We start from the raw sequence: 26,184 nt of genomic DNA on the forward strand, positions 1-26,184 counted from the left end.
CGCCCGACACCGTCTCACCCAGGAGTATCGCCATGCGAATCCGCGCCAGCACCATGAAGACCACGCCGGCCGCGGTGCCGCCACGATCCCGGCGGCGCGCGCTGGCGCTGCTGCTCGCCGCGACCGTGCTGGGCGGCTGCGCGACGGTCGGCCCCGACTACGCCGGCCCGCCGGCGCTGGCGGTCGAGGGCAACTGGATCCAGCCGGACGTCGCCCTGCCCGCTGGAACGGCGCCGGCCGAACTGTCGCGCTGGTGGGAAACCCTGGGCGACCCCGTTCTGGAACGTCTGATCGGCACCGCGCTCGAACGCAACCTCGACCTGCGCCAGGCCATGTCGCGAATCGACGAGGCGCGCGCGCTGCGCGACCGCACGGCGGGCGCGCGCGCCCCGACCGTCGCGGCCGGCACCAGCGTCAATCGCCGCCGGCAAAGCGAGAACGGCGCGCTGCCGATCGGCTCCCTACCCGGACTGGATGCCAGCCAGACCATTTACGACGCCGGTTTCGATGCCGCCTGGGAACTCGACCTGTTCGGCGGCACGCGGCGCGCGCTGGAAAGCGCCGAGGCACGCCTGGCCGCCACCCGCATCGAGGCCGGGGGCGCGCGCATGCGCATCGCGGCCGAAGTGGCCCGCACCTGGTTCGAAGCCGCCGGGGCCGCACGTGAGCTCCTGGCCCAGCAGGGCACGGTGCGCGCGCTCGAACAGACCCTGGAACTGGCGCGGCAGCGTCATGCCCTGGGCGACGCATCCCTGGCCGACGTGGAAACCGTGGCGGCGCAGTGGGCCACGGCCAACGCCGGCCTGCCCGAGATCGAGGCGCGCCAACGCGCCGCCGTGCTGGCCCTGGGCGTGCTGCTCGGCAGCGGCCCCGACGCCGAGCTGGCGCTGCTGGATGTGCTGCCGGAGGCACCGACGCTGTCGCCCCTGCCGGTCGGCGAGCGTGCCGACGTGCTGCGCCGTCGCCCCGACGTGCGCGCTGCCGAACGCCAGTTGGCCGCCAGCACCGCCGAGATCGGCGTGGCCACCGCCGAGCTGTTCCCGAAGCTTGCGATCGGCGCGGGCGGCGGATTCCAGGCGCTGGACACCGGCGACTGGTTCGATTCGTCCAGCGCGCGCTTCTCCATCCTGCCGATGATTTCGTGGCGCCTGTTCGACGGCGGCCGGGTGCGCGCCGAAATCCGTGCGCGCGAAGCCGCGACCGAACGCGCGGCCCTGGCCTACGAGCAGACCGTGCTCGCGGCGCTGGGCGACGCCGAGCGGGCGCTGAGCGACTACCGCGCCGGCCTGGAGTCGCTGGCGCGGCGGGATCTGGCGCTGCAGGCCAGCCTGCGCAGCCACGCCCACGCGCAGGCGCGCTACGCCGCCGGCGACATCGCGCTGGTCGAACTGCTGGCCGCCGAGCGCCTGCTGCACGAGGCGCGCCAGACGCAGGCGCGCGCCCAGTCCAGCGCCGCAGTTCGCCTCGTGGCGCTCTACAAGGCGCTGGGCGGGGGCTGGGAAGCGCCGCGCGAGGAAGCGCTCGCCGCGGCGGATCGCGCGCGTTCGTGACGTTCAATGAAAGAGTCGCCGCGCGCAGGCCGCGTATTCCTGCACCGGCTTCCGTGTCCACCGCAATGGAGCATTGTCATGAAAGTCAACGTCGGAAACCTTGATCGCCTGATTCGCATCGTCATCGGACTCGCCCTCGTCAGCCTGCCTTTCTGGCTGGATTCGCCGTGGCGCTGGCTCGGTCTCATCGGCGTGATGCCGATCATCACCGGCCTCTCCGGCCGCTGCCCCGGCTATCGCCTGATGGGCCTCGACACCTGCCCGCTGGAGCGGCGCGAGTAGCGCGTCGCCGGAACCCCCATGCCACTTGTCCCCGGCCCGCAGCGGCCATCCTTCGAGGCGAAATCCATGAACACGCCACATGCCCCTTCCCGCTATCACGGGCTGTCCATCAGCCTGCACTGGTTGACCCTGCTTCTGCTGGTTGCCGTCTATGCCCTGATCGAACTGCGCGAGATGTATCCCAAGGGCAGCGAGACGCGCGAGCTGATGAAGCACTGGCACTTCATGCTGGGGCTGGTGGTGTTTGCCCTGGTGCTGATCCGCCTGCCGGCGCGCGCCCTGTTTCGCGTCCCGCCGATCACGCCGGCACCGCCGGCATGGCAGGAATGGTTGGCCAAATCGATGCACCTGGCGCTTTACGTATTCCTCGTCGGCATGCCGCTGCTGGGATGGATCGTGCTCAGCGCCAAGGGCAAGCCGGTGCCCTTCTTCGGGCTGACCCTGCCGCCGCTCGTTGCCCCGGACAAGGCGCTGGCCGAGCGCCTCCAAGACCTCCACGCGCTGATCGGCACGATCGGTTACTGGCTGATCGGCCTGCACGCCGCGGCCGCGCTGTTCCACCACTATGTGTCGCGCGACGACACCTTGCGGCGGATGACCCTGCGCGGTTCGAACGCCGCAGTCGACGAGCGGGATCGCTCGGCATGAAGCTGCACTTCCTGGGTGCCGCCGGCGAAGTGACCGGCTCCTGCTTTCTGGTCGAAGGCGCGAACGCCCGCTTCCTGGTGGACTGCGGCATGGTGCAGGGCGGCCGCGAGGCTCCGGCGCGCAACCGCAGGCCGTTCGAATTCGATCCGGCCACGCTCGATTTCGTCCTTTTGACCCACGGCCACATCGACCACAGCGGCCTTTTGCCCAAGCTCACCCGCGCCGGGTTCAAGGGGCCGATCCTTGCCACCGGTGCCACCGCCGACCTGCTCGGCGTGATGCTGCCCGACAGCGGACACATCCAGGAATACGAGTCCGAGCGCGAAGCGCGGCGGCGCGGCGGCAAGGCCACGCCGCCGCTGTACACGGTGGCCGACGCCAAGGCCTGCCTGGAGCAGGTGGAGGGCGTGGACTACGACAGCGAGATCGCCCCGCATCCCGCCGTGCGGGTGCGGTTCCGCGAAGCCGGGCACATCATCGGCTCGGCGATCCTCGAGGTCTGGCTCAGGGAAGTGGGGCGCACGACCAAGCTCGTTTTCTCCGGAGACCTGGGCCAGCCCGGGCGGCCCATCCTGCGCGATCCGGCAACCATCGAGGACGCCGACATCCTGGTGCTGGAGTCGACCTACGGCGATCGCGATCACACGCAGCTCGCCGCGACCGAAGAGGAAATGATCGGGATCGTCGAACGCACCCTGTACGAGCGCGGCGGCAACGTCGTCATGCCGGCCTTCGCGGTCGGACGCACCCAGCAGGTCATCTACCTCCTGCACCAGCTGGTGCGGCAGGGCCGGCTGCGTCCGCCCATGATCTTCGTGGATTCGCCGATGGCCACCGAGGTGACCCGCATCACGCGCAGCCATCTGGAACTGTTCGACGCGCAGGCGCGCGAGCTGGTCGACTGGCACGCGCTGGGGCAGGACCTGCCGAACCTGCACTTCACCGCCAGCGTCGAGGAATCCAAGGCGCTCAACCAGATACGCTCCGGCGCGATCATCATTTCGGCCAGCGGCATGTGCGATGCCGGCCGGATTCGCCACCACCTGTTCCACAATCTTGCGCGCCGCGAATGCAGCGTGATGATGCCCGGCTACCAGGCCCAGGGCACCCTGGGGCGGCGATTGGTGGACGGAGCCAGCCGTGTGCGCCTGTTCGGCGAAGACGTCCCCGTGCGTGCCGCGATCCACCGCGTCGACGGCCTCTCCGCGCACGCCGACCGCCGCGCGCTGCTGGCCTGGGTGAAGGCCTTTCGCACGCCTCCGGCGCGCACCTTCCTGGTACATGGCGAAGCGCCGGCCGCGCAGGCGCTGGCGGAAAATCTTCGGCACACCCTGGGCTGGCGGGTGGACGTCGCCGAGCACAGCCAGACGCTGCGGTGGCCCGCGTCGGGAGGCGCGGCGGCATGAGCACACCGGAATCTTCCGAACGCGCGGCGCGCCTGCGCGAGATCGTCGGCTCGCCCACCTATCGCCTGGCCTTCGAAGACATCGCGCTGCTCAACGAGGAGGATCTGCGCCCGCTGCGCCTGCAGCTGGAGCTGCTCAAGCCCGAACGCGCGCTGCGGAAAGAAGGCATCGGATCCACCGTGGTCGTGTTCGGCAGCGCGCGGGTCCAGGACGCCCGCGCTGCGCGCACGCACCTCGACGATCTGGAAGCGGCGGCGCGGGAGTCGGGAACCACTCCCGCGCTGGAGCAGGCGCTGGAGCGCGCCCGCCACCGATTGCGGCAGTCGCACCACTACGAACAGGCGCGGCGCTTCGCGCAGCTTGTTTCCCGGCGCTTCCAGCACGAGGGGCGCTGCGACTTCGTGGTGGTCACCGGCGGCGGTCCGGGCATCATGGAAGCCGCCAACCGCGGCGCGCACGAAGCCGGCGCGCGCTCCATCGGCCTGAACATCACGCTGCCGCACGAACAGGCACCCAACCCCTACGTCTCCCCCGAGCTCGCGTTCCGTTTCCACTATTTCGCGCTGCGCAAGATGCATTTCCTGATGCACGCCAAGGGCCTGGTCGCTTTCCCCGGCGGCTTCGGCACACTCGATGAACTGTTCGAGGTGCTTACCCTCATCCAGACCGGCAAGGTGCCCCGCATCCCCGTGGTGCTGGTCGGCCGCGCCTTCTGGCAGCGACTGATCGATTTCGATCATCTGGTGCACGAGGGCTACATCGCTGCTGCGGATCTCGGTCTGTTCGAGTTCGCGGACGAACCCGAGGAAATCATTGCGGCGCTGGAGCGGTTTCACGGTTCGCCAGCGGAGGTATCGCTATCGCCATGCTGAAAAGTGCCGGCCCGACGTCGCGCGGGGTCCGACACGCCGCAGCCTCCGCGTGCCTCATCGCGCTCTGCGCGGCCTGTCCCTCGATGGCAACCGCTTTCGCTCCAGCCACAGCGTCACCCGCCGCCCCGGGTCGCGCAGATCGCGGCGGGAATCAGCGCGCAGTGGCTGACCTCCCGTCACGGAATCAGGCTCGCGGTGATGCGGGTCTGGCGCACGCGGGAATCCGATGGGCAGGCCGGCCTCCACGCCTTCGGCTCGGTCGCCCTGAACGTCGAGTTCTGAAGCCACGGACCACCCCAACCACGGAGATGCCATGAATCCCACGATCCGCTCCCTGCGCGCGCTCGCCGCGCTCGTCGCCATCGCACTGGGCGCAGTCGCACCCCCGCCCGCCGCCGCCGAAGCCGGCAAGCCCCCCGCGCTGCAGGGCATCATGCGCCAGCTCGGCGAAGACATGCAGCAGGTCACCCATGCGATTTCGATGGAAGACTGGCAGCGCGTCGCCCGGTTGGCACCCGGCATCGCGCGCCACGCGCAGCCGCCCGCCGGCGAAAAGGTGCGAATCCTCGGCTGGCTGGGCAGTGACGCAGCGCAGTTCCGCGGCTTTGACGGTGCCGTGCACGAGACCGCCACCGCACTGGGCGAAGCGGCTGTCCGTGAAGATGGCGAGGCGGTGATTGCCTCCTTTGCCGAGTTGCAGCGCAACTGTCTGGCCTGCCACCAGCGCTTCCGCGCCACCTTCATCGCGCGCTTCCACGAAAAGAGCTGAAGCGCAGCCCAACCACCGTTTTCCAGGCGCGACGGGACAGGCGCACGATGACGTTCAACTGATCCGACAGTATCGTAGCCGACAGCGGCCGCGAACGGAGGTGCGCCATGAAACCTGCTTCATTCGCCATCGCCATCGTGCTTTCCACCGCAGCCTCGCTCGCCGCGGCGGAACGGCACTGCGATGCCCCCGTCGGCCTGTGGCAATCGCGTGAAGCGGTGCACGAAATGGCGCGGGAGCGCGGCTGGACGCTGGAGCGGATCAAGATCGACGACGGCTGCTACGAGGTGCGCGGCATCGATGCCGACGGGCGCGCCTTCAAGGCCCGGATCGACCCGGAGACCCTGCGCGTCATGAAGCTCAAGACGCGCGATCAGCGCGAGCGGCACCATCACCGCGACGAGGCCGGGAAAACTTCCGGCAATGCGCACGAATCCCATGCCAGCAACGTCACGTCACGCCCGACATCCCTCCCGGAGAACGCGCCATGTCCAGCCCCTTGATGAAGACCCTTGCCGCCGCGTGCATCCTGGCCCTGCCTGCCGCCGCCCAGGCCCGCAATGTCTCGCTGACCACCACGCTCAAGAACTACGGCGGCGACGGTGCCTATCTTGCGGTCTACCTGACCGACGCCAGCGGTGCCTATGTGCGCACGCTCTGGGTGGCGGGTGGGAAAGCCAAGTACTACAAGCACCTGTCCGCCTGGAACCGCATGTCGGCCGGTGACAAGCAGCGCCTGCAGGGCGTCACGGGCGCGAGCGTCGGTGCCGGGCGCTCGCTTGAGGTGACAGCCGAGCTTGCCGATGCGCTGATCGACGCCGGATACGAGATCCGCATCGATGCCGCGGCCGAGGACATGCGCGACAGCCCCTCGGAACTGCGCATTCCGCTCACGACCGACAACGGCGGCAAGACGCATCCGGGCAAACAGTACGTCCAATCGCTGCGCTTCGATCTGCAATAGCGGACCTGCCACATGCCTTTTCGTCTGATCCATCGCTGGCTCGGACTGGTTGCCGGTGCGCTGGCGCTGGTCCTGGGGTTCACCGGCGCGATGCTTGCACTCGATCCTGTCACCGACGCCTGGCAGGCGCGCGCGGGCGCTGGCGAGCCTTCGGTGGCGGCCTTGGCGCAGCGCGTCGGAGCCGACGTGCCCGGCATCGAGGAAATCCGCCGGCTGCCGTCGGGCATGATCGTGGCCTATTCCTACGATCAGGGCGAGGTACGGGCCGACCGGATCGATCCGGTCGACGGGCGCGTGCGTGGACCGTGGCAGCCCTCGCTGATGCCGCGCTGGGTCAAGAACCTGCACCGCTCGCTGCTCCTTGGCGACGTCGGGCGCGCTGCGGCAGCGGTGGTCGCCCTGTCGATGCTGGTACTGTCGATCACGGGACTGGTCCTGTTGCTGCGTCGCCTCGGCGGCTGGCGGCGGCTGGGCGGGCGGATGCGCGGTCGCGGCATGGACCGCCTCCACGCGGTGACCGGCCGGCTCGCGATCCCGGTGCTGCTGGTGTCGGCGCTGGCGGCGCTCTGGCTCAGTGCCACCACCTTCAACCTCGTCAGCCTGCATCCGCCGGACGACCCGGATCCGATATCGACCAGCGCGCTCGCGGACGATCTCCCGGTCGCGCAGCTCCCCCTGCTGCAGACGCTGCCGTTGAGCGAACTCAAGCGGCTGGGCTTTCCGAATCCCGATGACCCCGAGGACACCTGGCAGGTCACCACCACCACCGGCGGCCAGGGATGGCTGGATCGCCGCTCCGGCGAACTGCTCGTCTGGCAGGACGCCACGCTCGCGCAGCGCATCCACGGCTGGGCCATGCTGCTGCACACCGGCGAAGGTGCCTGGGTCTGGGCCGTGCTGCTGGGACTCGCGGGCGCCTCGATTCCGCTGTTCTGGTTCACCGGGCTGATCCTGTGGTGGCGGGCGCGGCGGGTGCGGCCGCGCATCGTCGGCAACCAGCCTCTGCCGCAGGCCGACACCCTGGTCTTCGTCGCCAGCGAAACCGGCACTACCTGGGGATTTGCCGCCGCCCTGCACGCGGCGCTTGGGCAGGCCGGCCATCGCGTGCACGTCGCGCCGCTGGAGCATTTCCAGGCGGCCGCCGGCACGCGCCGGATCATCGTCCTTGCGGCGACTTACGGCGATGGCCAATCGCCCGCGCACGCAACCGGCGCGCTGGAGAAGATCGCGCGCACCGCGCCGCAGGATGCGGCGGTCGCGGTGCTGGGATTCGGCGACCGGCAGTACCCGGCATTCTGCGCCTTCGCCGATGCGCTGGAGCAGTCCTTTCGCGCGCAAGGCTGGCCGACGCTGCTGCCGCTGGCGCGCATCCACCAGCAGTCGGCCCAGGAGTTCGCACGCTGGTGCGAGACGCTGGCCGAGGCGCTCGGCGAGCCGCTCCAGGTGCATTATCGCCCTCACCTGCCGCCCACCTGCGAGCTGCGGCTGATCTCACGCGAGTCCTATCCGGGGCAAGGCGATCGCCCCGGCGCGATCCTGCGCTTCGCGCTTCCGGCGCGCGGCTGGCGCGATCGCCTGGCGATGCGCGGGCTGGGAGGCTTCGTTGCCGGCGATCTGCTCGGCGTTCTCGCGCCCGGATCGAGCGTGCCGCGCTACTACTCGCTGGCTTCCGGACACCGCGACGGCTTCGTGGAGCTGTGCGTGCGGCTGCTGCCGGGAGGCGAATGCTCGACCTTCCTGCACGGCCTCGCACCCGGCGACGCGGCGCGCGCCTTCGTGCGTCCCAACCCGGGCTTCACCCTGGAGCGCGACCGCCGGCCTGCGGTGCTGATCGGTGCCGGCACCGGTGTGGCACCGCTGGCCGGCTTCATCCGCGGCAACCGCCGGCATGTGCCGATGCACCTGTATTTCGGTGCCCGCGATCCGGCCCGCGATTTCTATTTTGGCGAGAGCCTGGCGCAGTGGCTCGCGGACGGGCGCCTGACGCGACTGCGCACGATCTTCTCGCGCGTGGGCGACGGCGGCTATGTGCAGGATGCGCTGCGCCAGGATGCGCAAAGCGTACGCGAGGCGGTGCGCGCCGGCGCCCGGATCCGGGTCTGCGGCAGCCGTCCGATGGCGCACGACGTGGTCCTTGCGCTCGATGAAATCCTGGCACCGCTGGATCTCGACATCGCGCGCCTCCGGGCCGGGGGGCGCTATGCCGAAGACGTGTTCTGAGCCGCGCCATCGCCTGCACCTGCACGGCCCGACCATGGGTACGCGCTGGGCCGTCAGCGCCGACGTCGGCCCGCATCTGGATACGGCACACTTGCGCCAGGCGCTGGCCGACGCCGTGGATGAAGTGGACCACCAGATGTCGCCCTGGAAGCCGGCGAGCGATCTCAACCGCCTCAATGCACAGCCGGTCGGGCACTGGCTGGCGCTGCCCGCGCCGATCCTGCTGGTGCTCGCGCGGGCGCTGGAGGTTGCTCGCCTGAGCGCCGGCACCTTCAATCCTGCGGTCGGTGCGCTGATCGACGCCTGGGGCTTCGGTGCCGCCAGACGAGCGCCCGATCCTGCGGCGATCCGCGCCGCCGCCGGTGAGCCGGCCGCTCTCGCGCACGTCGCGCTGGAGCTGGATGCACCCGGCGCACGCGCGCGCCGCCTTGCGCCCGTCCGCTTCGACCTGTGCGCAATCGCCAAGGGTTACGCCGTGGACCGGATGATCGAGGTGCTCGCCGCGCACGGGGTGCAGCACGCGCTGGCGTCGCTGGACGGCGAACTGCGCGCGCTCGGCCCCCAGGCCAATGGCGAACCCTGGCCCATCGCCATCGAAGCACCCGTCGCGGGCCAGCGCCGGACGCACGGCGTCATCGAACTGGAAGACCTGGCCATCGCCACCTCGGGCAATTACCGGCATTTCCTGGACATCGGCGGACAGCGGCTGTCGCACCTCATCGACCCGCGCGCCGGCGCGCCGGTGCGCCACGCGCTGGCCTCGGTCACGGTGCTGGCGCGCACCTGCATGGATGCCGACGCCTGGGCCACCGCCCTGCTGGTCGCCGGCCCGGCCGAAGGCTTCGAACTGGCCCGTCGCCTGCGCCTCGATGCCTTGTTCCTGCTGCGCCACGACAAGGGCTGGACGGAAATAGGCCTGGGCCGCTTTGCGCCCGGTTCGGAGCGCGACGCGCCGGCCTGAGCGGTTGGCCCGGTGGCCGGGGCATCCTCGACGAGGCCACCTCCTCGGTCGACACGCGCATCGAACTGCTCATCCAGCACGGCATGAAGAAGCTGACCGGCAATCGGACCAGCTTCATCATCGCGCACCGGCTCTCGACCATCCGCGATGCCGACCGGATCGTGGTCATGGAAAACGGCGCGCTCATCGAAACCGGCAGCCACGCCTCGCTCTTGCAAGCACACGGCCTGTATGCGCGGATGTTCCTGGCGGGCCAGGCTCGACAGGCACTTCCGCCGGCGGCAACATCACCCTGCGGCAGCCCCACCGGCCCCGGTACCTGCCGGTCAGCACGCGCGACCGGGGCCGTTCACTCCCACTCGATCGTCGCGGGCGGCTTGCCGCTGATATCATAAACTACGCGAGAAACATTGCGTAATTCATTGATTATTCTATTGGAAACTTTGCCGAGAAGATCATACGGCAGGTGCGCCCAGTGGGCGGTCATGAAGTCGATGGTCTCGACCGCGCGCAGCGCGATCACCCACTCGTAGGCGCGCGCATCGCCGACCACGCCAACGGATTTCACCGGCAGGAACACGGCGAAGGCCTGGCTGGTCCTGTCGTACCAGCCCGCGACGCGCAGTTCCTCGATGAAGATGGCGTCGGCGCGCGCGAGCAGGTCCGCGTATTCGGGCTTCACTTCACCCAGGATGCGCACGCCCAGGCCCGGGCCGGGGAACGGATGGCGATAGACCATCTCGCGCGGCAGGCCGAGCGCGACGCCGAGGCGGCGCACCTCGTCCTTGAACAGCTCGCGCAGCGGTTCCACCAGGCCGAGCTTCATGTGTTCCGGCAGGCCGCCGACGTTGTGGTGGCTCTTGATGACGTGCGCCTTGCCGGTCCGGCTGCCGGCCGACTCGATCACGTCCGGGTAGATGGTGCCCTGCGCCAGCCAGCGCGCATTGCCGAGCTTGCCGGCTTCCTCATCGAAGATTTCGACGAACAGGTTGCCGATGATCTTGCGCTTGGCTTCCGGGTCGCTGACGCCTTCGAGCGCCTTGAAGTAGCGCGCGGCGGCGTTGACGCGGATCACCTTGACGCCCATGTGCTGCGCCATGGTCTGCATCACCTGGTCGCCTTCGCGCCAGCGCAGGAGGCCGGTATCGACGAACACGCAGGTGAGCTGGCCGCCGATGGCGCGATGCAGGAGCGCGGCCACCACGGAGGAATCGACGCCGCCCGAAAGGCCGAGGATCACCTCGTCCGAGCCGACCTGGGCGCGGATGCGGGCAATCTGGTCCTCGATGATCTCTTCGGCGTTCCAGCGCGTGGCGCAGCCGCAGATATCCACCGCAAAGCGCCGCAGCAGGGCCTCGCCCTGGCGGGTGTGGGTGACTTCGGGATGGAACTGCACGCCGTACCAGCGTCGCGCATCGTCGGCGAAGGCGGCAATGGGAATGCGGTCGGTCTTCGCGGTGACGACGAAACCGGCCGGCGCACGCGAGACGTGGTCGCCATGGCTCATCCACACATCGAGCCGCGGCGGCGAACCGGCGTGGTCCTTGAGGCCATCGAGCAGGCGATCCGGTGCCACCAGACTGACCTCGGCGGCACCGAATTCGCGCTGGTCGGCGGCTTCGGTGGCACCGCCCAGCTGCACGGCCATGGTCTGCATTCCGTAGCAGATTCCAAGAATCGGCACGCCGACGTCGAAAACTTCCTGCGGCGCGCGCGGACTGTCGGCCACGGTCGTGGTCTCCGGGCCGCCGGAGAGGATGATGCCCCTGGCGCCGAAGGCCGCGATTTCCGCCGGGTCATGGTCCCAGGCCCAGATTTCGCAGTAGACCCCGATCTCGCGGATGCGCCGCGCGATCAGCTGGGTGTACTGCGCGCCGAAGTCGAGGATGAGGAGCTTGTCGGAGTGGATGCTGGTCATGGAAAGCCTGATCGCTTCTTCGTTTCAGGTTGCGGCGGCCATCCATGGCGGAACGTAGCGCCACACGGACGGCCTGCCCGGCCATCCATGGCCGGGCGTTCGGCAGTGCCGCGCAAGCGGCCCGCCTCACCCCATCCTGTAGTTCGGCGGTTCCTTGGTGATCTGGACGTCGTGGACGTGGCTTTCGCGCTGGCCGGCACCGGTGATGCGCACCAGCTGCGGGCGGGTGCGCATCTCTTCGACGGACGCACAACCCACATAGCCCATGGTGGCGCGCAGGCCGCCAATGAGTTGGTGCACGATGCCGCCGACCGGGCCGCGGTACGGCACGCGGCCCTCGATGCCTTCGGGCACGAGCTTGTCGGCGTCGGCGGCGTCCTGGAAGTAGCGGTCCTTGCTGCCCTTCTCCATCGCGCCCAGACTGCCCATGCCGCGGTAGCTCTTGTAGCTGCGGCCCTGGAACAATTCGACCTGACCCGGCGCTTCCTCGGTGCCGGCGAACAGGCCGCCGATCATGATGGTCGAGGCGCCGGCCGCCAGCGCCTTGCCGATGTCGCCCGAGTAGCGGATGCCGCCGTCGGCGATGAGTGGTATGCGATCCTTCAGCGCCTCGGCCACCAGGCTGACCGCGGTCACCTGCGGCACGCCGACCCCCGCGACCACGCGCGTGGTGCAGATGGAGCCTGGGCCGACGCCCACCTTCACGGCATCCGCACCTGCGTCCATCAGGGCGAGTGCCGCGTCGCCGGTGACGATGTTGCCGCCGACCACCTGCACCTGCGGATAGGTCTTCTTGACCCAGGCCACGCGCTCGATCACGCCCTGTGAATGGCCGTGCGCGGTGTCGACGATGAGCACGTCCACGCCGGCCGCGACCAGGGCCTCGATGCGCGCCTCGGCGTCGGCACCCACGCCCACGGCCGCGCCGCACAGGAGCTGCTCGTCGGCATCCTTGGCGGAGTTGGGGAAATCGTGCGCCTTCTGGATGTCCTTGACGGTGATCAGGCCGCGCAGTTCGAAGGCGTCATTGACCACCAGCACCTTCTCGATGCGGTGCTTGTGCAGGAGCTGGATGACCTCTTCCTCGCTGGTGCCTTCACGCACCGTCACGAGGCGATCCTTGCGGGTCATGATGTTGCGCACCGGATCGTCGAGCTTCTTCTCGAAGCGCATGTCGCGCCCGGTGACGATGCCCACGAGCTTGCCGCCCTCGACCACCGGCACGCCGGAGATGTTGCGCGCGCGGGTGAGCTTCAACACTTCACCAATGGATGTCTGCGGGCCGACGGTGAAGGGCTCGCGGATCACGCCGGCCTCGTAATTCTTCACTTGGCGCACTTCCGCGGCCTGCTGCTCGGCGGAAAGGTTCTTGTGGATGATGCCGATGCCGCCCAGCTGCGCCATGGCGATGGCCAGGCGCGCTTCGGTCACGGTGTCCATGGCGGCGGAAACCAGGGGAATCCTGAGGCGCAGATCGCGCGTCAGCCGGGTTTCGAGCGCTACGTCCTTGGGCAGGACGGTGGAATGGGCGGGGACGAGCGAAACGTCGTCGTAGGTCAGTGCTTCGGCCAGAATGCGCAGCATCGGCGGTTCCCGTGGAAGGTGGGGAAGCGCGCCATTGTAACGCCAGAACGGCCGGCATTCACGAACCCGACGGCGATCCGGGATGACGCACGTTCAGAACCGGGTCGCCGCGGTCAGGCGACCGGCCATGCCATTTCCGCGGCGTCCAGGGTGTTCTGCATCAGCGTGGCCACGGTCATCGGCCCCACGCCGCCGGGGACGGGCGTGATCCACGAGGCGCGCTCGAAGGCCGCATCGAAACCCACGTCGCCGCACAGCGAGCCGTCCTCGCGCCGGTTGATGCCCACGTCGATGACGATGGCGCCGGGCTTGATCCACTCGCCCGGCACCAGGTCCGGCCGCCCGACCGCCACCACCACGATGTCGGCCTCGCCGACGTGCCGGCGCAGGGTGTCGCGCGGCGTGAAGCGGTGGCAGCTCGTTGTGGTGCAGCCGGCGATCAGAAGCTCCAGGCCCATCGGGCGACCGACGTGGTTGGATACGCCGATCACCACCGCTTCCTGCCCGCGCACCGGCCGATCGGTATGCGCCAGCAGCGTGAGGATGCCGCGCGGAGTGCAGGGCCGCAGGCCGGGCTGGCGCAACGCGAGGCGACCGACGTTGGCGGCGTGGAAGCCGTCCACGTCCTTGGCGGGATCGATGCGGTTGATGAGCGCGGTGGTATCGATATGCGCCGGCAGCGGCAGCTGGATCAGGATGCCGTGCACGGCCGGATCGGCGTTGAGGCGATCGATCAGCACGTGCAGCTCGGCTTCGGAGGTGGTGGCAGGCAGGTCGAAGTCGAACGAGGCGAAGCCGACGCGCTCGCAGGCGCGGCGCTTGTTGCGCACGTAGACCGCAGACGCCGGATCGGCCCCCACCAGCACCACCGCCAAGCCGGGGGCCGAACGTCCTGATGCCGTCCGCACCACCACCTTGGCGGCGATGTCGTCGAGCAGTTCGTCGGCAATCCGCTTGCCATCCAGAATGCGTGCGGTCATCGGGCGGTCCGTTGGAAACCAGCGCGGATTATCGCCGATGCGAGCGCGTCGGGTGCCACCTTCAGCGCTTGCTGTGACGCACCAGGCGCCGGCGCTGGCGAACCTGGCGCTCGGTGAGCGGATTGACCTTGTCGGCATAAGGGTTCTCGCCTTGGCGGAACTCCAGCTTCAGCGGCGTGCCGACCAGCTTGTAGTGCTGGCGCAGGTAGTTTTCCAGATAGCGCTTGTAGTTGTCCGGCAGCTTGTTGACGCGGCCGCCGTGGATCACCGCGGTGGGGGGATGGGTGCCGCCGGGGTGGGCGAAGCGCAGCTTGGCGGCGTGTCCGCCAACGGGCGGCGGCGGGTGCGCCTCCACCGCCGCCTCCACCACGCGGGTGAGATCCGAGGTGGTGAACTGGAAGCCGGCCGAACGGTGCGCGCGCTGCACCGCGCGCAGGAGCTCGCGCAGGCCCGAGCCGTGCGCGGCCGAAATCGTCACCGATTCGGCCCAGGGAACGAACACCAGGCGCCGATCCAGCGCTGCCCTGGTCTGCTCGCGCTGGTAGGTGGAAAGGCCGTCCCATTTGTTGACCGCGATGACCAGGGCACGCCCCGCGTCCAGCACCTGGCCCAGCACGGAGGCATCCTGATCGGTCACTCCCTCGCTCGCATCCAGCATGAAGATCACCACCTGGGCCTCTTCGATGGCGCGCAGTGTCTTGATGATGCTGAACTTTTCGACGGCCTCGTCGACCTTCGACTTGCGCCGGATGCCGGCGGTATCGATCAGGCGATACTTGTGCCCGTCGCGCTCGGTGTCGACGTGGATCGAGTCGCGCGTGGTGCCCGGCACGCTGGAGGCGATCACCCGTTCCTCACCGACCAGGCGATTGACCAGGGTGGACTTGCCCACGTTGGGCCGCCCCACGATGGCCACGCGCAGGCGGTCCGGTTCCACTTCCTCGACGGCGGCATCCGCTGTCTCGGGCAGGCGCTCGAGGATTTCATCCACCAGTTCGTCGACGCCGCGCTGGTGCGCGGCGGACAGGCGGATCACGTCGGCCACGCCGAGTCGTGCGTACTCGGCACCGGCCTCGTGCGCGTCGGCCGCATCGATCTTGTTGAGCGCCAGCAGCACCGGCTTGCCGGTGCGGCGAAGGCGACGCAGGATCTCCTCGTCGACCGGCAGCGGCGCGTGCTTGGCATCGACCACGAACACGACGATGTCGGCCTCGTCGATCGCGGCCCCGGATTGCTGCGCCGTCAGGCCGGCGAGACCTTCATCCTCACCGCTGATGCCACCGGTATCCACGACCATGAAGGGGCGATCCTCGACCCGACGGCAGACGCCATAGTGGCGATCACGCGTGACGCCGGGCTCGTCATGGACCAGTGCCGCCCGACTGCGGGTGAGGGCATTGAAGAGCGTCGATTTGCCGACATTGGGTCGGCCAACCAGAGCGACCAGCGGCAGCATGGCGACCTCGCGAGTGGCGGCGGCGTGAAGGCCGCGGTGCACCCGGACCCGTCAAGGCCCGGGCGCGTGATGCAGCGGCACGCCCGGCGCGCCGCTGCCGGTTCAATGAACGCGGAACGCCCCGAGGCGACCTGCGGTGGATACCGCCAAAACCGTGTCGCCGAGGACCTGCGGCGTGGCGCGGATCGGCTTTCCGTCGAGGCGCTCGCGCGCTGCAGGCTGGCCGGTTTCGATGTCGAACCAGTGCAGGTAACCCTCGACATCGCCCACCACGACGCGCGTGCCCTGCACCGCCGGCGTGGTGAGCCAGCGGTGCCCCAGTCCGTCCTGCTTCCAGAGCGCGGCACCGTTGTCGCGATCCAGCGCCCAGAGCACGCCGTCGCGATCGGTCACGAACAGCTTGCTGTCCGACAGGGCGACGCCGGCATAGCTCGACATTTCCCGATTCCAGAGCGGACGGCCGCCCTCCAGCGACACGCCGACGACCTGGGCGTTGAACGCGGCGGCATACAGTTGGCCGGCGTCGTAGGCCATCTCGCCGTCGATGTCGACCATGCGTTCCAGTTCGGTCCGGCCTTCGCCGAAGGCGATCGCCTGCTCCCAGAGCTGGACGCCGTCTTCGCCGCGCAGGGCAACCACCTGGCCGCTGTCATAGCCGAGCAGCACCAGACCTTCGGCCAGAATCGGCGCGGAACTTCCGCGCAGTGTCAGGGCCGGGGTGCCGTGGTCGTAAACCCAGCGGCGCTCTCCGTCGATGATCGAAAATGCGAACACCCGGCCGTCGATGCCGCGCACCACGACGATTCCGCGCGCCACGACCGGTGCCGCCACGACTTCCGCCGTTACCCGGTTGCGCCAGCGCTCGCTGCCGGTGTCGGGATTGAAGGCCACCACGTCGCCGTCCAGGGTGCCGATCACCAGGGTGCCCTCGCCCACGCCCGGGCTGCTCGAAATCCGCAGCTTGGTATCCACCGACCAGGCAGTGGCACCGGAAATCGCGTCAAACGCATACAGCTTGCCCTTGGGATCGGCCGCGTACGCCTGCGTGCCGTCGATGGTCGGATGCTGGCGGATGCCGAGACGCCGCTCACCCTTGCCCAGATCCTGGCTCCAGACCTTCGACACGCTCACGCTCGGCGTGAACTCGAGAAGTTCCGCCGGCTCTTCGACGTTGTCGCGCTTGGCATTCTTGCCGCAGCCCGCGACGAGGGCAGCCAGTGCCAGCAGTGCAAGAAGGCGGCGCATGTCAGGCCTCCGGAGTCGCAGGTGCCGCGCCCATGTCCGCCAGCTTCATCTCGATGATGGTGCGATTGGGCGCACCCGTCTCAAGGGTGCTCAGCGCGTCCTGGTACGCCGCCTGTGCCTCTTCGCTGCGCCCCAGAACGCGCAGCGCGTCACCGCGCGCTTCGGCGGCAAGGCCGGTGAAATCGTCCGCCGGCAGCTTGGCCAGGCTGTCGAGTGCATCCTGCGCCTTGCCAGCCTCGATCTGGATGCGCGCCAGACGCAGCTGCGCCAAGCCGGCCAAGGCCGGATCCTGCGCCGCGCGCGCCGCGTCGAGCAGCGCGGACTGGGCGGCCTCGGCATCACCTGCCGTCAGTTTCTGGTCGGCAAGGTGCAGCAGTCCGAGCGCACCGTACGGCGTGTTGGCGTAACGCGAACCCAGCTCCGCAGCCATCTGGTCGATCACGACGGCATCCTTGCGCTCGGCCGCGTCCTGCAGCGCCTGGTAGGTGGTCGCGGCATCGAAACGATGCTGCGCCTGATTGTGCTGCCACCACTGCCAGCCAAGGATGCCGGCCAGCCCAACCACCAGGCCACCGGCCAGCGCGCCCGAGTTGTTGCGTAGCCAGGAGCGAACGAGTTCACTCTGTTCGTGTTCGTCCATGCGGAATTCCACTCCAGGAAAATTGGGAGCGCCACGCGGGCGCTCCGGGTTGATGGTGTCGGGTCATCCGCCGTCGCACCGACGACGCGGATGCCTCATTCGCCGCCAGAGGCGAGCGAACCGTCGGAGGATAGCTCAAACCGGGCCACGTTCGCGCGCCGGTAGGGCGTGGTGTCCACTTCGCGGCCGTCGACCCGCACCTTCACCGCTTCGGCATTGCCGAGCAGGACGCGCGCGACCCGATCGACCGCGAACGTCCGCTGCGAACCGTCGCGCAGCAGCTCATGCGCGAGCCGCGTGCCATCGTGGCCGATCACTTCGACCCAGCTTGTGCCGGTGAGCTCCAGAACCAGCCCGACAGGAGCCGCAGCCACCCCGCCGGTGGCCGCGGCATCCGGTGCGGCGGCGCGCGGAGTCGAATAGAACGGCGTCAGCGAGGCCATGATCGGCTGTTCGACCGGGGCCGGCGGGCCGACATCCTCACGCTGCAGCGGCAAGGCAATGCGCGATGGATCATTCGACACCACATCGGCCAGCGGCGCATCGAGCGGGGTGAGCAGGGTTTCGGGATCGGGAAGGTGGTCGCGCGTGGCAAGCAGCACCACCGGCACCACGATCGCTGCGGTCAATGCCACATAGACGAAGCGCCGCGCGTAGCGATCCAGCAGGTGGCGGCCGTGCGATCCGCGCGCGGCGGTCTGCAGCGGCACGGCTTCGACCACCGCCTCACGCGGGAACAGGCGATCGACGATCTGTTCGGGCACGTGCAGCAGGCGTGCGTAGCTGATCGCATAGCCGCGTGCGAAAACCGGTGCCCCCAGCGCTGCGACGTCTTCGCGCTCGATCGCATCGAGCATCGGGGCGCGCAGCTTCAAGCGTCGCGCCGCTTCGTCAAGAGACATCCCGGCCGCTTCGCGCGCCGCGCGCAGGCACAGCCCGGGCGGGGCGTGGGAAGACGCGTCGGACGGCGGGTTCATCGGGACGGTGTCGGAAACGGGGCGGCTCATGGGGAGTTCGGTCCTTCGAGGCTTGCATCCGGCGCATAGTCCGGAAACTCGTTCTTCAGTCGGTCAGCATAGCGGCGTGCGGCATCGGCATCACCCAGACGGGTCTCGATGCGTTGCCCAAGGTCGAGCACCACGGGATCGCCCGGCGCGATGGCTTCCAGGCGCTGCAGGAAAGCGCGCGCGCGCAGGCTGTCGCCGCGGGCATGGGACATCTTCGCCAGCTCGAACAGCGCGGTGGCACCGTTGGGCTGGATCGCCAACACGCGGCGGAAATAGTCTTCCGCCTTGACCGCATCGCCGGCCTTGCCGGCGCACACGCCCGCGTTGGTCAGGGCCGCGGCGGGCGAGCGGTAAAAGGGGTCGGCGAGCGCCTTGACGAAGTAGGCGTCGGCCTCCCGGTAATTGCCGCTGCCGCAGAGGAAGGCACCGAGGTTGTTGTTCACCTCGCCATTGTCCGGTGCCAGGCGCTCGGCCTTGCGGTAGAAGCCCTCGGCCCGCTCGCGACGCCCGATCCGCTCGTTGAGCACCGCCAGCAGGGTGTGGGCATCGACGCTGCGCGGATCGAGTTGCAGCGCACGCTGCAGCTTCTCCATCGCGATCTCCAGATCGCCCTGCTCCATGTATCCACGCCCCAGCTTGACCTGCAGTTCGGCGGCTTCTTTGCTCTCCGAATCCACGCTCTTGCGCGGCGTCTGGGTGGCACCGCCGCAGGCCGTCAGGACCGCGGCCAGAAGCAGGATCATCGCGCGCTCAGACCACGGCATGGGCAACGCCCTCCCGGGGTTTGGCCAACGAGGCGAGGAACTGCGCCTGGCGGCGGGTGCGATCGGCCACCTGGCCCTTGAGCTGGCCGCAGGCGGCATCGATGTCGTCCCCGCGGGTGCGGCGCACCATCGCCAGAATGTCGCCCTTTTGCAGGATCTCCTGGAAGGTGCGGATTTCCGCCTCGGTCGGGCGCGCGTAGCGCGTGCCGTGGAAGGGGTTGAAGGGAATCAGATTCACCTTGGCGGCGTTCGCATCCTGCACGCGGTTGGTGAAGCCGCGCAGCAGCTTGACCAGCGCGCGCGCATGTTCGGGGCGGTCGTTGACGCCCTGCATCAGGGTGTATTCGAAAGTCACGGAACTGCGCTTGCGGCGCGCGAGGTAGCGCTCGCAGGAGGCCAGCAGCTCGGCGATCGGGTACTTCTTGTTGATCGGCACCAGCTCGGTGCGCAGCGCGTCGTCGGGCGCGTGCAGCGACACCGCGAGCGAAACGTCGCAGGCTTCCGAGAGCCTGTCGATCATCGGCACCACGCCCGAGGTGGACAGCGTGACGCGCTTGTTGGCGAGGCCATAGCCCAGATCGTCGCGCATGATGTTCATGGCGGTGACGACGTTGTCGAAATTGAGCAGGGGCTCGCCCATGCCCATCATCACCACGTTGGTGAGCCGGCGGTTGCCGTGCGGAACGTTGCCCAGGTGGCGACCGGCGACCCAGACCTGGCCGATCACCTCGGCCGCGCTCAGGTTGCGGTTGAAACCCTGCGTGGCGGTGTAGCAGAAGCTGCAGTTGAGTCCGCAGCCGACCTGGCTGGAGACACACAGCGTGCCGCGGTTCTTCTCGGGAATGTAGACCGTCTCGATGGCGTTGCGCGCGTCCATGCCGAGCAGCCACTTGTGCGTGCCGTCGGCGGAGGGCTTGTCGTGCAGCACGTTGGGTGGCGTGACGTGGGTACGCTCGGCGAGCTTGGCGCGCAGCGCCTTTCCCAGGTCCGTCATATCCTCGAAATCGGTGACGTGGCGGTGGTACATCCACTTCATCACCTGGTGGGCGCGGAAGCGCTTCTCGTCGAGCTCCTCGACGAAGAAGCGCTCCAGCCCGACGCGGTCGAGTCCGAAGAGGTTGGTCCTGGCGTCGGCCGCGGTCGCGTTCATCAGCGCGGGCAAAGCTCCGTGGCCGCGAAGAAGTAGGCGATCTCGATGGCGGCGTTCTCGGCGCTGTCGGAGCCGTGCACGGCGTTGGCGTCGATGGAGTCGGCGAAGTCGGCGCGGATGGTGCCCTTGTCGGCCTTCTTCGGATCGGTGGCACCCATCAGCTCACGGTTCCTGAGCACGGCACCCTCGCCTTCCAGCGCCTGGATCATCACCGGGCCGGAGATCATGAACTCGACCAGCGCGCCGAAGAAAGGACGCTCGCGGTGCACGGCGTAGAAGCCTTCGGCTTCGGCGCGCGAGAGGTGCTTCATCTTCGCGGCGACGATCTTGAGACCGGCACCTTCGAAGCGGGAAAGGATCGCGCCGATCGCGTTCTTGGCAACGGCATCGGGCTTGATGATGGACAGGGTGCGCTCCAGCGCCATGGGGTTCTCCGTGCAGGGTTCTTGGCTTACCCCCCACAAAAGGGGGCTGGCATTGTAGCACTGCAAACAGGCGACGAAACACGAGCTTAGGTGCTTTTCCAAGAGAATGGATGAGCGTTGGGCGGGGTATTGCTCGAAGTTCGTCACGGTTTTTCACTTTCGCGCCGATTGACCGCTCTTTCGCGCGCCGGTATGTTCGACCAAACGAACGTTTGATCATGGCTCACGCACCCCGATGACGCGCTCCCCCGCTCCGCATTTTTCCACCAAGCAGCGCATTCTTGACGTGGCGGAAGCGCTGTTTGCCGAGCATGGTTTTGCCGGCACTTCGCTGCGCCTGGTGACCAGCCAGGCCGAGGTGAACCTCGCGGCGGTCAACTACCACTTCGGCTCCAAGGACAACCTCATCACCGAGGTTTTCCGCCACCGCATGGACGCCATGAGCCAGGCGCGCCTGGAGCGTCTGGAGCACGCGCGCAAGGTGCCGAACGTGGTGCTCGAAGAGGTACTGCGCGCCTTCATCGAGCCGGCGCTGGCGCTGAGCCTGGATCGCGACGGCGGCGGTGCCTTCGTGCGCGTGCTGGCGCGCGCTTACGCCGAGCGCAACGAGCGCTTGCGCACCTTCCTTTCCGACAACTACGGCCACGTGCTGCGCGAGTTCTCGCGCACTCTGGCGCACTGCCTGCCGGCGCTCGACAAGGAGGCGCTGTACTGGCGTCTGGACTTCCTCGCCGGCGCACTCACCTATGCCATGGCCGACTTCGGCTTGCTGCGGCGCGATACGCACGCCGACGAAAAGGCGCACTGCGAACGCGCCGCGGCCGAACTGGTTTCCTTTGCCGCCGCCGGCTTCCGCGCCGGCTGATCCTTCCTCCCCACCCACCGGAGCTTCCACCATGTCGCAACTTCCGATCCGCAAGGTCGCTGTCCTCGGGGCCGGCGTCATGGGTGCGCAGATTGCCGCGCACCTCGTCAACGCCGGCGTCGACACCGTGCTGTTCGACCTTCCCGCGAAGGAAGGCCCGCCCAACGGCATCGTCGACAAGGCCATCGCCAACCTCGGCAAGCTCTCGCCGGCACCGCTGGCCAGCAAGTCGCTTGCCGGTGCCATCACCCCGGCCAACTACGACCAGCATCTCGACCTCCTGCGCGGCTGCGACCTCATCATCGAGGCCATCGCCGAGCGCATGGACTGGAAGAAGTCGCTCTATGACCGCATCGAGGATCACGTCGCGCCGCACGCCATCGTCGCCAGCAACACCTCGGGGCTGTCGATCAACGCGCTGGTCGAGGCGCTGCCCGAATCGCTGCACGCGCGCTTCTGCGGCGTGCACTTCTTCAATCCGCCGCGCTACATGCACCTGGCCGAGCTGATTCCCTGCGGCAAGACCCGGCCGGCGGTGCTGGAAGGGCTTGAGACCTTCCTCACCACCACGCTGGGCAAGGGCGTGGTTCGCGCCAAGGACACGCCGAACTTCATCGGCAACCGCATCGGCGTGTTCTCGATCCTTTCCACGATGCACCACACCGCGCAGTTCGGCCTGGGCTTCGACGAGGCCGATGCGCTGACCGGCCCGCTGCTCGGCCGCCCGAAGTCGGCGACCTATCGCACCGCCGACGTGGTGGGCCTGGACACCATGGCGCACGTCATCAAGACCATGGCCGACACCCTGCCCGATGACCCGTGGCACACGTATTTCAAGGCACCCGACTGGCACACGGCGCTGATCGAAAAGGGCGCGCTCGGACAGAAGGCCGGTGCCGGCATCTTCCGCAAGATCGGCAAGAACATCGTCGTGCTGGATCTGGAAAAGCAGGACTACCGCGCCAGCGACCGCAAGGCCGCCGACGAGGTGGTCGAGATCCTCAAGACGAAGAATCCGGTGGAGAAGTTCGCCCGGCTGCGCGCCAGCGCCCATCCGCAGGCGCAGTTCGTCTGGGCGCTGTTCCGCGATCTGTTCCACTACAGCGCCTACCACCTGGCCGGGATCGCCGACACCGCGCGCGACGTGGACTTCGCGATCCGCTGGGGCTACGGCTGGAAGCTCGGCCCGTTCGAGACCTGGCAGGCGGCCGACTGGAAGCAGGTGGCCGGCTGGATCGCCGAGGACATCACCGCGGGCAAGGCGATGAGCACGGCCCCGCTGCCCGACTGGGTGTTCGACGGACGCAGCGGCGTACACGGTGCCGCCGGCAGCTTCAGCCCGGCGCGCGATACCGACCTGCCGCGCTCCTCGCTGGCGGTGTACCAGCGCCAGCGCTTCCCCGATCCGCTCCTGGGCGAACGCTTCGCGCCGGGTGAAACCGCGTTCGAAACCGACGCCGTGCGCCTTTGGCACGACGGCGACGGCGTCGCGGTGCTGAACTTCAAGACCAAGATGAACACCGTCTCCGACGGCGTGATCGACGGCGTGCTGAGAGCCGTGGACGCGGCGGAAAGAGGCTTCAGGGCGCTGGTGGTGTGGCAACCGAACGAGCCCTTCTCCGCGGGCGCTGACCTGAGCGGTGCCATCGGCCTCTTGCAGGCCGGCAACCTCGCCGGCCTCGAGTCCATGGTGGCCAACTTCCAGCAGGCCAGCCAGCGCCTCAAGTATTCGCTGGTGCCAGTCGTGGCCGCGGTGCGCGGCATGGCGCTGGGCGGCGGCTGCGAATTCCAGATGCATTCGGCGCGCAGCGTGCTGGCGCTGGAAAGCTACATCGGCCTGGTGGAAGCCGGCGTGGGCCTCCTGCCGGCCGGCGGCGGGCTCAAGGAAATCGCCGTGCGCGTGGGCGCCAACATGCCCGCCAGCGGCGATCTCTACAGCGGCCTGAAGCCCTACTTCGACGCCGTTGCGATGGGCAAGGTCTCCGGCTCCGCGCTGGAGGCCCGGGAACTCGGCCTTGCGCGCCCGGATGATGTGGTGGTGTTCAACCCCTTCGAACTGCTGCACGTGGCCAAGGCCCAGGCGCTGGCGCTGGCCGAATCCGGCTACCGCCCGCCGCTGCCCGCGCGCGCCATTCCGGTGGCCGGCAAGATCGGCATTTCCACCTTCAAGATGATGCTGGTCAACATGCTTGAAGGCCGCTTCATCTCCGAGCACGACTACGAGATCGCCACCCGCATCGCCATCGTGCTGTGCGGCGGCGAGGTCGAAAAGGGCTCCCTGGTGGACGAGGACTGGCTGCTGCGCCTGGAGCGCGAGCACTTCATCGCCCTCGCACAGATGCCCAAGACCCAGGAGCGCGTGATGCACATGCTCAAGACCGGCAAGCCGCTCAGGAACTGAGCGGTTTGCGGGATTCGGGATTGGTAAAAAGCCCTCCCCTCCCCGCTCTCACGAATCCCCAGTCCCCAATCTCTAATCCCCGCTTTCGGAGAAAGCCATGAAACAGATCCAGGACGCCTACATCGTCGCAACCACCCGCACCCCGGTGGGCAAGGCGCCGCGCGGCGCGTTTCGCAACACGCGTCCCGACGACATGCTCGCGCACGTGCTGCGCTCGGTCGTGGCGCAAGCACCGGGCATCGATGTCTCGCGCATCGATGACGCCATCATCGGCTGCGCCATGCCGGAAGGCGAGCAGGGCATGAACGTGGCGCGCATCGGCGTGCTGCTGGCCGGCCTGCCCGACACCGTCGCGGCGCAAACCATCAACCGTTTCTGCTCCTCGGGCCTGCAGGCCGTGGCGCTCGCGGCCGACCAGATCCGCCTCGGCAACGCCGACCTGATCCTCGCCGGCGGCACCGAATCGATGAGCATGGTGCCGATGATGGGCCACCACCCGAGCCTTTCGGCCGACGTGTTCAGGAACGACCACATCGCCATCGCCTACGGCATGGGCATCACCGCCGAGAAGGTCTCGGAAGAATGGAAGGTCAGCCGCGAGGACCAGGACGCCTTCGCACTGGCCTCGCACCAGAAGGCGCTGGCGGCGCAGGCAGCCGGCGAATTCCGCGACGAGATCACCCCGTATGAAATCATCGCCGATACGCCCGACCTTGCCGGCTACCGCATCAAGACCCGCAAGACCCTGTTCGAGCACGACGAAGGCCCGCGCGCCGACACCTCCGCCGAAGGTCTGGCGAAGCTGCGCACGGTGTTCCGCGCCGGCGGCACGGTGACCGCCGGAAACAGCTCGCAGATGTCCGATGGTGCCGGCGCGGTGCTGCTGGCCTCGGAACAGGCGATCAAGGACTACGGACTCACCCCGCTGGCGCGGTTCGTCAGCTTCTCGGTCGCCGGCGTACGTCCGGAAGTGATGGGTATCGGCCCGATCGCGGCGATTCCCAAGGCGCTCAAGCAGGCCGGGATGACCCGGGACCAGCTCGACTGGATCGAGCTCAACGAGGCCTTCGCCGCACAGGCTCTGGCGGTGATCCGCGACTGCGAACTGGACCCATCCAGAGTCAACCCGCTGGGCGGCGCGATCGCGCTCGGCCATCCGCTCGGCGCGACCGGCGCGGTGCGCACCGCGACCATCGTCCACGGCATGCGACGGCGCAAGCAGAAATACGGCATGGTGACCATGTGCATCGGCACCGGCATGGGCGCGGCGGGGATTTTCGAGGCGCTGTAAGTCTCTCAAACCCGGTGAAAAACCGCAGCGGGGCGGTCGGAAGGTCGCCCCGTCTGAGTTGCGGAAGCCGGCTGCGCTGCAATCAGCGCGCAGTCTCCTCCCCGCCCGCCAGATCGTCGAGGATCGGACACTCCGGGCGCGCGTCGCCGTGGCAGTGTTCCAGCAGGTTCATCAGGGTGCGGCGCATGGCCTGCATGGCCTCGATGCGGCGCGCGAGATCCTCTGCGTGTGCCTGCGTGATGCGCCGCACGCTGGCGGAGGCGCGGCGGCGGTTGCGCCACAGATCCAGCAGATCGGTGATTTCGCTCATGGAAAAACCGAGGTCGCGCGCCCGCTTGATGAAGCGCAGCGCATGCACGTCGGCCTCGCCGTACTGGCGATAGCCGGACTCGGTGCGGACGACCTGGCCGAGCAGTCCGAGCGATTCGTAGTGGCGCACCATCCTCGTCGAAACGCCGGAGGCACGCGCCGCATCGCCGATGTTCACCGGTTCGGCGGGAATTGCCACGACCGACGCGCGCGCCGATCCCCGGGCCCGCCTGCGGCTACTCGCCAACGTCATAGCCCTCGTCGCGGATCGCCCGGGCCAGCGTCTCGCGCGGCTGGCTGGACTGGACCACTTCGACGCGGTTCCGGCCGCGATCGATGCTGATCCGGGCTTGTGCATCCAGACGGCGGATGGCGCGGGTCACGGCCGCCTCGCAGTGGCCGCAGGTCATGCCGGTGACGGTGAAGACTTCGCTCATGGTTTTCTCCGGGAATGGGGAATGGGAATTCGCTGAACAT

Annotated in this window: 26 protein-coding genes; 14 read left to right on the top strand and 12 right to left on the bottom strand. The window is 68.6% G+C overall.

Annotated elements, in window-relative coordinates; translation table 11 throughout:
* Positions 1–32: 32 nt before the first annotated feature.
* The 11 genes from WB794_RS04055 to WB794_RS04105 all read left to right on the top strand — a co-directional run bounded on the left by WB794_RS04055 (position 33) and on the right by WB794_RS04105 (position 10,067).
* Complete coding sequence (locus tag WB794_RS04055) at positions 33–1,550, top strand: efflux transporter outer membrane subunit (protein ID WP_337334568.1); 1,518 nt, start codon at positions 33–35, stop codon at positions 1,548–1,550.
* Positions 1,551–1,628: 78 nt separating this feature from the next.
* Positions 1,629–1,832: a YgaP family membrane protein gene (locus tag WB794_RS04060; protein ID WP_337334569.1), complete on the top strand. Its 204-nt coding sequence runs from the start codon at positions 1,629–1,631 to the stop codon at positions 1,830–1,832.
* 66 nt (positions 1,833–1,898) lie between these two features.
* Complete coding sequence (locus WB794_RS04065; protein ID WP_337334570.1) at positions 1,899–2,480, top strand: cytochrome b; 582 nt, start codon at positions 1,899–1,901, stop codon at positions 2,478–2,480.
* Positions 2,477–3,886 (top strand): MBL fold metallo-hydrolase RNA specificity domain-containing protein, encoded by a 1,410-nt coding sequence (locus WB794_RS04070; protein ID WP_337334571.1) that lies wholly within the window; start codon positions 2,477–2,479, stop codon positions 3,884–3,886. The genes WB794_RS04065 and WB794_RS04070 overlap by 4 nt, the downstream gene beginning before the upstream one ends.
* Positions 3,883–4,758, top strand: a complete 876-nt coding sequence (locus WB794_RS04075; protein WP_337334572.1) for an LOG family protein — start codon at positions 3,883–3,885, stop codon at positions 4,756–4,758. Before WB794_RS04070 ends, WB794_RS04075 begins: the two co-directional genes overlap by 4 nt.
* Positions 4,759–5,071: 313 nt before the next feature.
* Complete coding sequence (locus WB794_RS04080) at positions 5,072–5,527, top strand: cytochrome C (protein WP_337334573.1); 456 nt, start codon at positions 5,072–5,074, stop codon at positions 5,525–5,527.
* A gap of 107 nt (positions 5,528–5,634) precedes the next feature.
* The gene (locus tag WB794_RS04085) at positions 5,635–6,030 is read left to right on the top strand and encodes a PepSY domain-containing protein (RefSeq protein WP_337334574.1); all 396 of its coding nucleotides are present in this window, start codon (positions 5,635–5,637) and stop codon (positions 6,028–6,030) included.
* The gene (locus tag WB794_RS04090) at positions 6,015–6,491 is read left to right on the top strand and encodes a DUF2271 domain-containing protein (protein ID WP_337334575.1); all 477 of its coding nucleotides are present in this window, start codon (positions 6,015–6,017) and stop codon (positions 6,489–6,491) included. Before WB794_RS04085 ends, WB794_RS04090 begins: the two co-directional genes overlap by 16 nt.
* Positions 6,492–6,503: 12 nt before the next feature.
* Entirely contained in the window at positions 6,504–8,711 is a 2,208-nt protein-coding gene (locus WB794_RS04095) for a PepSY domain-containing protein (protein ID WP_337334576.1), read from the top strand.
* Positions 8,692–9,672 (top strand): FAD:protein FMN transferase, encoded by a 981-nt coding sequence (locus WB794_RS04100; protein WP_337334577.1) that lies wholly within the window; start codon positions 8,692–8,694, stop codon positions 9,670–9,672. Before WB794_RS04095 ends, WB794_RS04100 begins: the two co-directional genes overlap by 20 nt.
* 83 nt (positions 9,673–9,755) lie before the next feature.
* On the top strand, positions 9,756–10,067 hold the full coding sequence (locus WB794_RS04105) for an ATP-binding cassette domain-containing protein (RefSeq protein WP_337334578.1): 312 nt from the start codon (positions 9,756–9,758) through the stop codon (positions 10,065–10,067).
* Here WB794_RS04105 and guaA read toward each other — a convergent pair.
* The 10 genes from guaA to ndk form a co-directional block, all read right to left on the bottom strand.
* Positions 10,022–11,590 carry a glutamine-hydrolyzing GMP synthase gene (gene guaA / locus WB794_RS04110; RefSeq protein ID WP_337334579.1) on the bottom strand — a complete coding sequence of 523 codons (1,569 nt, stop codon included), beginning with the start codon at positions 11,588–11,590 and terminating at the stop codon, positions 10,022–10,024. The genes WB794_RS04105 and guaA overlap by 46 nt on opposite strands.
* A gap of 126 nt (positions 11,591–11,716) precedes the next feature.
* Positions 11,717–13,174 carry an IMP dehydrogenase gene (gene guaB, locus WB794_RS04115; RefSeq protein WP_337334580.1) on the bottom strand — a complete coding sequence of 486 codons (1,458 nt, stop codon included), beginning with the start codon at positions 13,172–13,174 and terminating at the stop codon, positions 11,717–11,719.
* A 113-nt stretch (positions 13,175–13,287) separates the two neighbouring features.
* Entirely contained in the window at positions 13,288–14,154 is an 867-nt protein-coding gene (gene folD, locus WB794_RS04120; RefSeq protein ID WP_337334581.1) for a bifunctional methylenetetrahydrofolate dehydrogenase/methenyltetrahydrofolate cyclohydrolase FolD, read from the bottom strand.
* 61 nt (positions 14,155–14,215) lie between these two features.
* A complete protein-coding gene (der, locus tag WB794_RS04125) occupies positions 14,216–15,610 on the bottom strand; it encodes a ribosome biogenesis GTPase Der (protein ID WP_337334582.1) in 1,395 nt (464 codons plus the stop codon).
* Between the two features lie 102 nt (positions 15,611–15,712).
* A complete protein-coding gene (bamB, locus tag WB794_RS04130) occupies positions 15,713–16,855 on the bottom strand; it encodes an outer membrane protein assembly factor BamB (protein ID WP_337334583.1) in 1,143 nt (380 codons plus the stop codon).
* A 1-nt stretch (position 16,856) separates the two neighbouring features.
* Positions 16,857–17,495 carry a YfgM family protein gene (locus WB794_RS04135; protein ID WP_337334584.1) on the bottom strand — a complete coding sequence of 213 codons (639 nt, stop codon included), beginning with the start codon at positions 17,493–17,495 and terminating at the stop codon, positions 16,857–16,859.
* Positions 17,496–17,590: 95 nt separating this feature from the next.
* On the bottom strand, positions 17,591–18,502 hold the full coding sequence (locus tag WB794_RS04140; RefSeq protein WP_337334585.1) for a helix-turn-helix domain-containing protein: 912 nt from the start codon (positions 18,500–18,502) through the stop codon (positions 17,591–17,593).
* Positions 18,499–19,245: a type IV pilus biogenesis/stability protein PilW gene (gene pilW / locus WB794_RS04145; RefSeq protein WP_337334586.1), complete on the bottom strand. Its 747-nt coding sequence runs from the start codon at positions 19,243–19,245 to the stop codon at positions 18,499–18,501. Before pilW ends, WB794_RS04140 begins: the two co-directional genes overlap by 4 nt.
* Positions 19,246–19,252: 7 nt before the next feature.
* Positions 19,253–20,416: a dual-specificity RNA methyltransferase RlmN gene (gene rlmN, locus WB794_RS04150; RefSeq protein WP_337334587.1), complete on the bottom strand. Its 1,164-nt coding sequence runs from the start codon at positions 20,414–20,416 to the stop codon at positions 19,253–19,255.
* Positions 20,416–20,841 (bottom strand): nucleoside-diphosphate kinase, encoded by a 426-nt coding sequence (gene ndk / locus WB794_RS04155; RefSeq protein ID WP_337334588.1) that lies wholly within the window; start codon positions 20,839–20,841, stop codon positions 20,416–20,418. The genes rlmN and ndk overlap by 1 nt, the downstream gene beginning before the upstream one ends.
* Before the next feature lie 235 nt (positions 20,842–21,076).
* Here ndk and WB794_RS04160 point away from each other — a divergent pair, with 235 nt between their 5' ends.
* From WB794_RS04160 to WB794_RS04170, 3 genes are all read left to right on the top strand, one after another.
* Positions 21,077–21,706 (top strand): TetR/AcrR family transcriptional regulator, encoded by a 630-nt coding sequence (locus WB794_RS04160; RefSeq protein WP_337334589.1) that lies wholly within the window; start codon positions 21,077–21,079, stop codon positions 21,704–21,706.
* Positions 21,707–21,737: 31 nt separating this feature from the next.
* The gene (locus WB794_RS04165) at positions 21,738–24,107 is read left to right on the top strand and encodes a 3-hydroxyacyl-CoA dehydrogenase/enoyl-CoA hydratase family protein (protein ID WP_337334590.1); all 2,370 of its coding nucleotides are present in this window, start codon (positions 21,738–21,740) and stop codon (positions 24,105–24,107) included.
* Between the two features lie 97 nt (positions 24,108–24,204).
* A complete protein-coding gene (locus WB794_RS04170) occupies positions 24,205–25,398 on the top strand; it encodes an acetyl-CoA C-acyltransferase (protein WP_337334591.1) in 1,194 nt (397 codons plus the stop codon).
* 82 nt (positions 25,399–25,480) lie between these two features.
* Here WB794_RS04170 and cueR read toward each other — a convergent pair whose 3' ends face one another.
* Together cueR and WB794_RS04180 are read right to left on the bottom strand one after the other, a co-directional pair.
* Positions 25,481–25,885, bottom strand: coding sequence for a Cu(I)-responsive transcriptional regulator (gene cueR / locus WB794_RS04175; RefSeq protein ID WP_415926642.1), 405 nt, complete (start codon positions 25,883–25,885; stop codon positions 25,481–25,483).
* A gap of 58 nt (positions 25,886–25,943) precedes the next feature.
* On the bottom strand, positions 25,944–26,144 hold the full coding sequence (locus tag WB794_RS04180) for a heavy-metal-associated domain-containing protein (RefSeq protein WP_337334593.1): 201 nt from the start codon (positions 26,142–26,144) through the stop codon (positions 25,944–25,946).
* Between the last annotated feature and the right edge of the window lie 40 nt (positions 26,145–26,184).

The sequence above is a fragment of the Denitratimonas tolerans genome, assembly GCF_037203605.1.
GTDB lineage: Bacteria > Pseudomonadota > Gammaproteobacteria > Xanthomonadales > Xanthomonadaceae > Denitratimonas > Denitratimonas tolerans.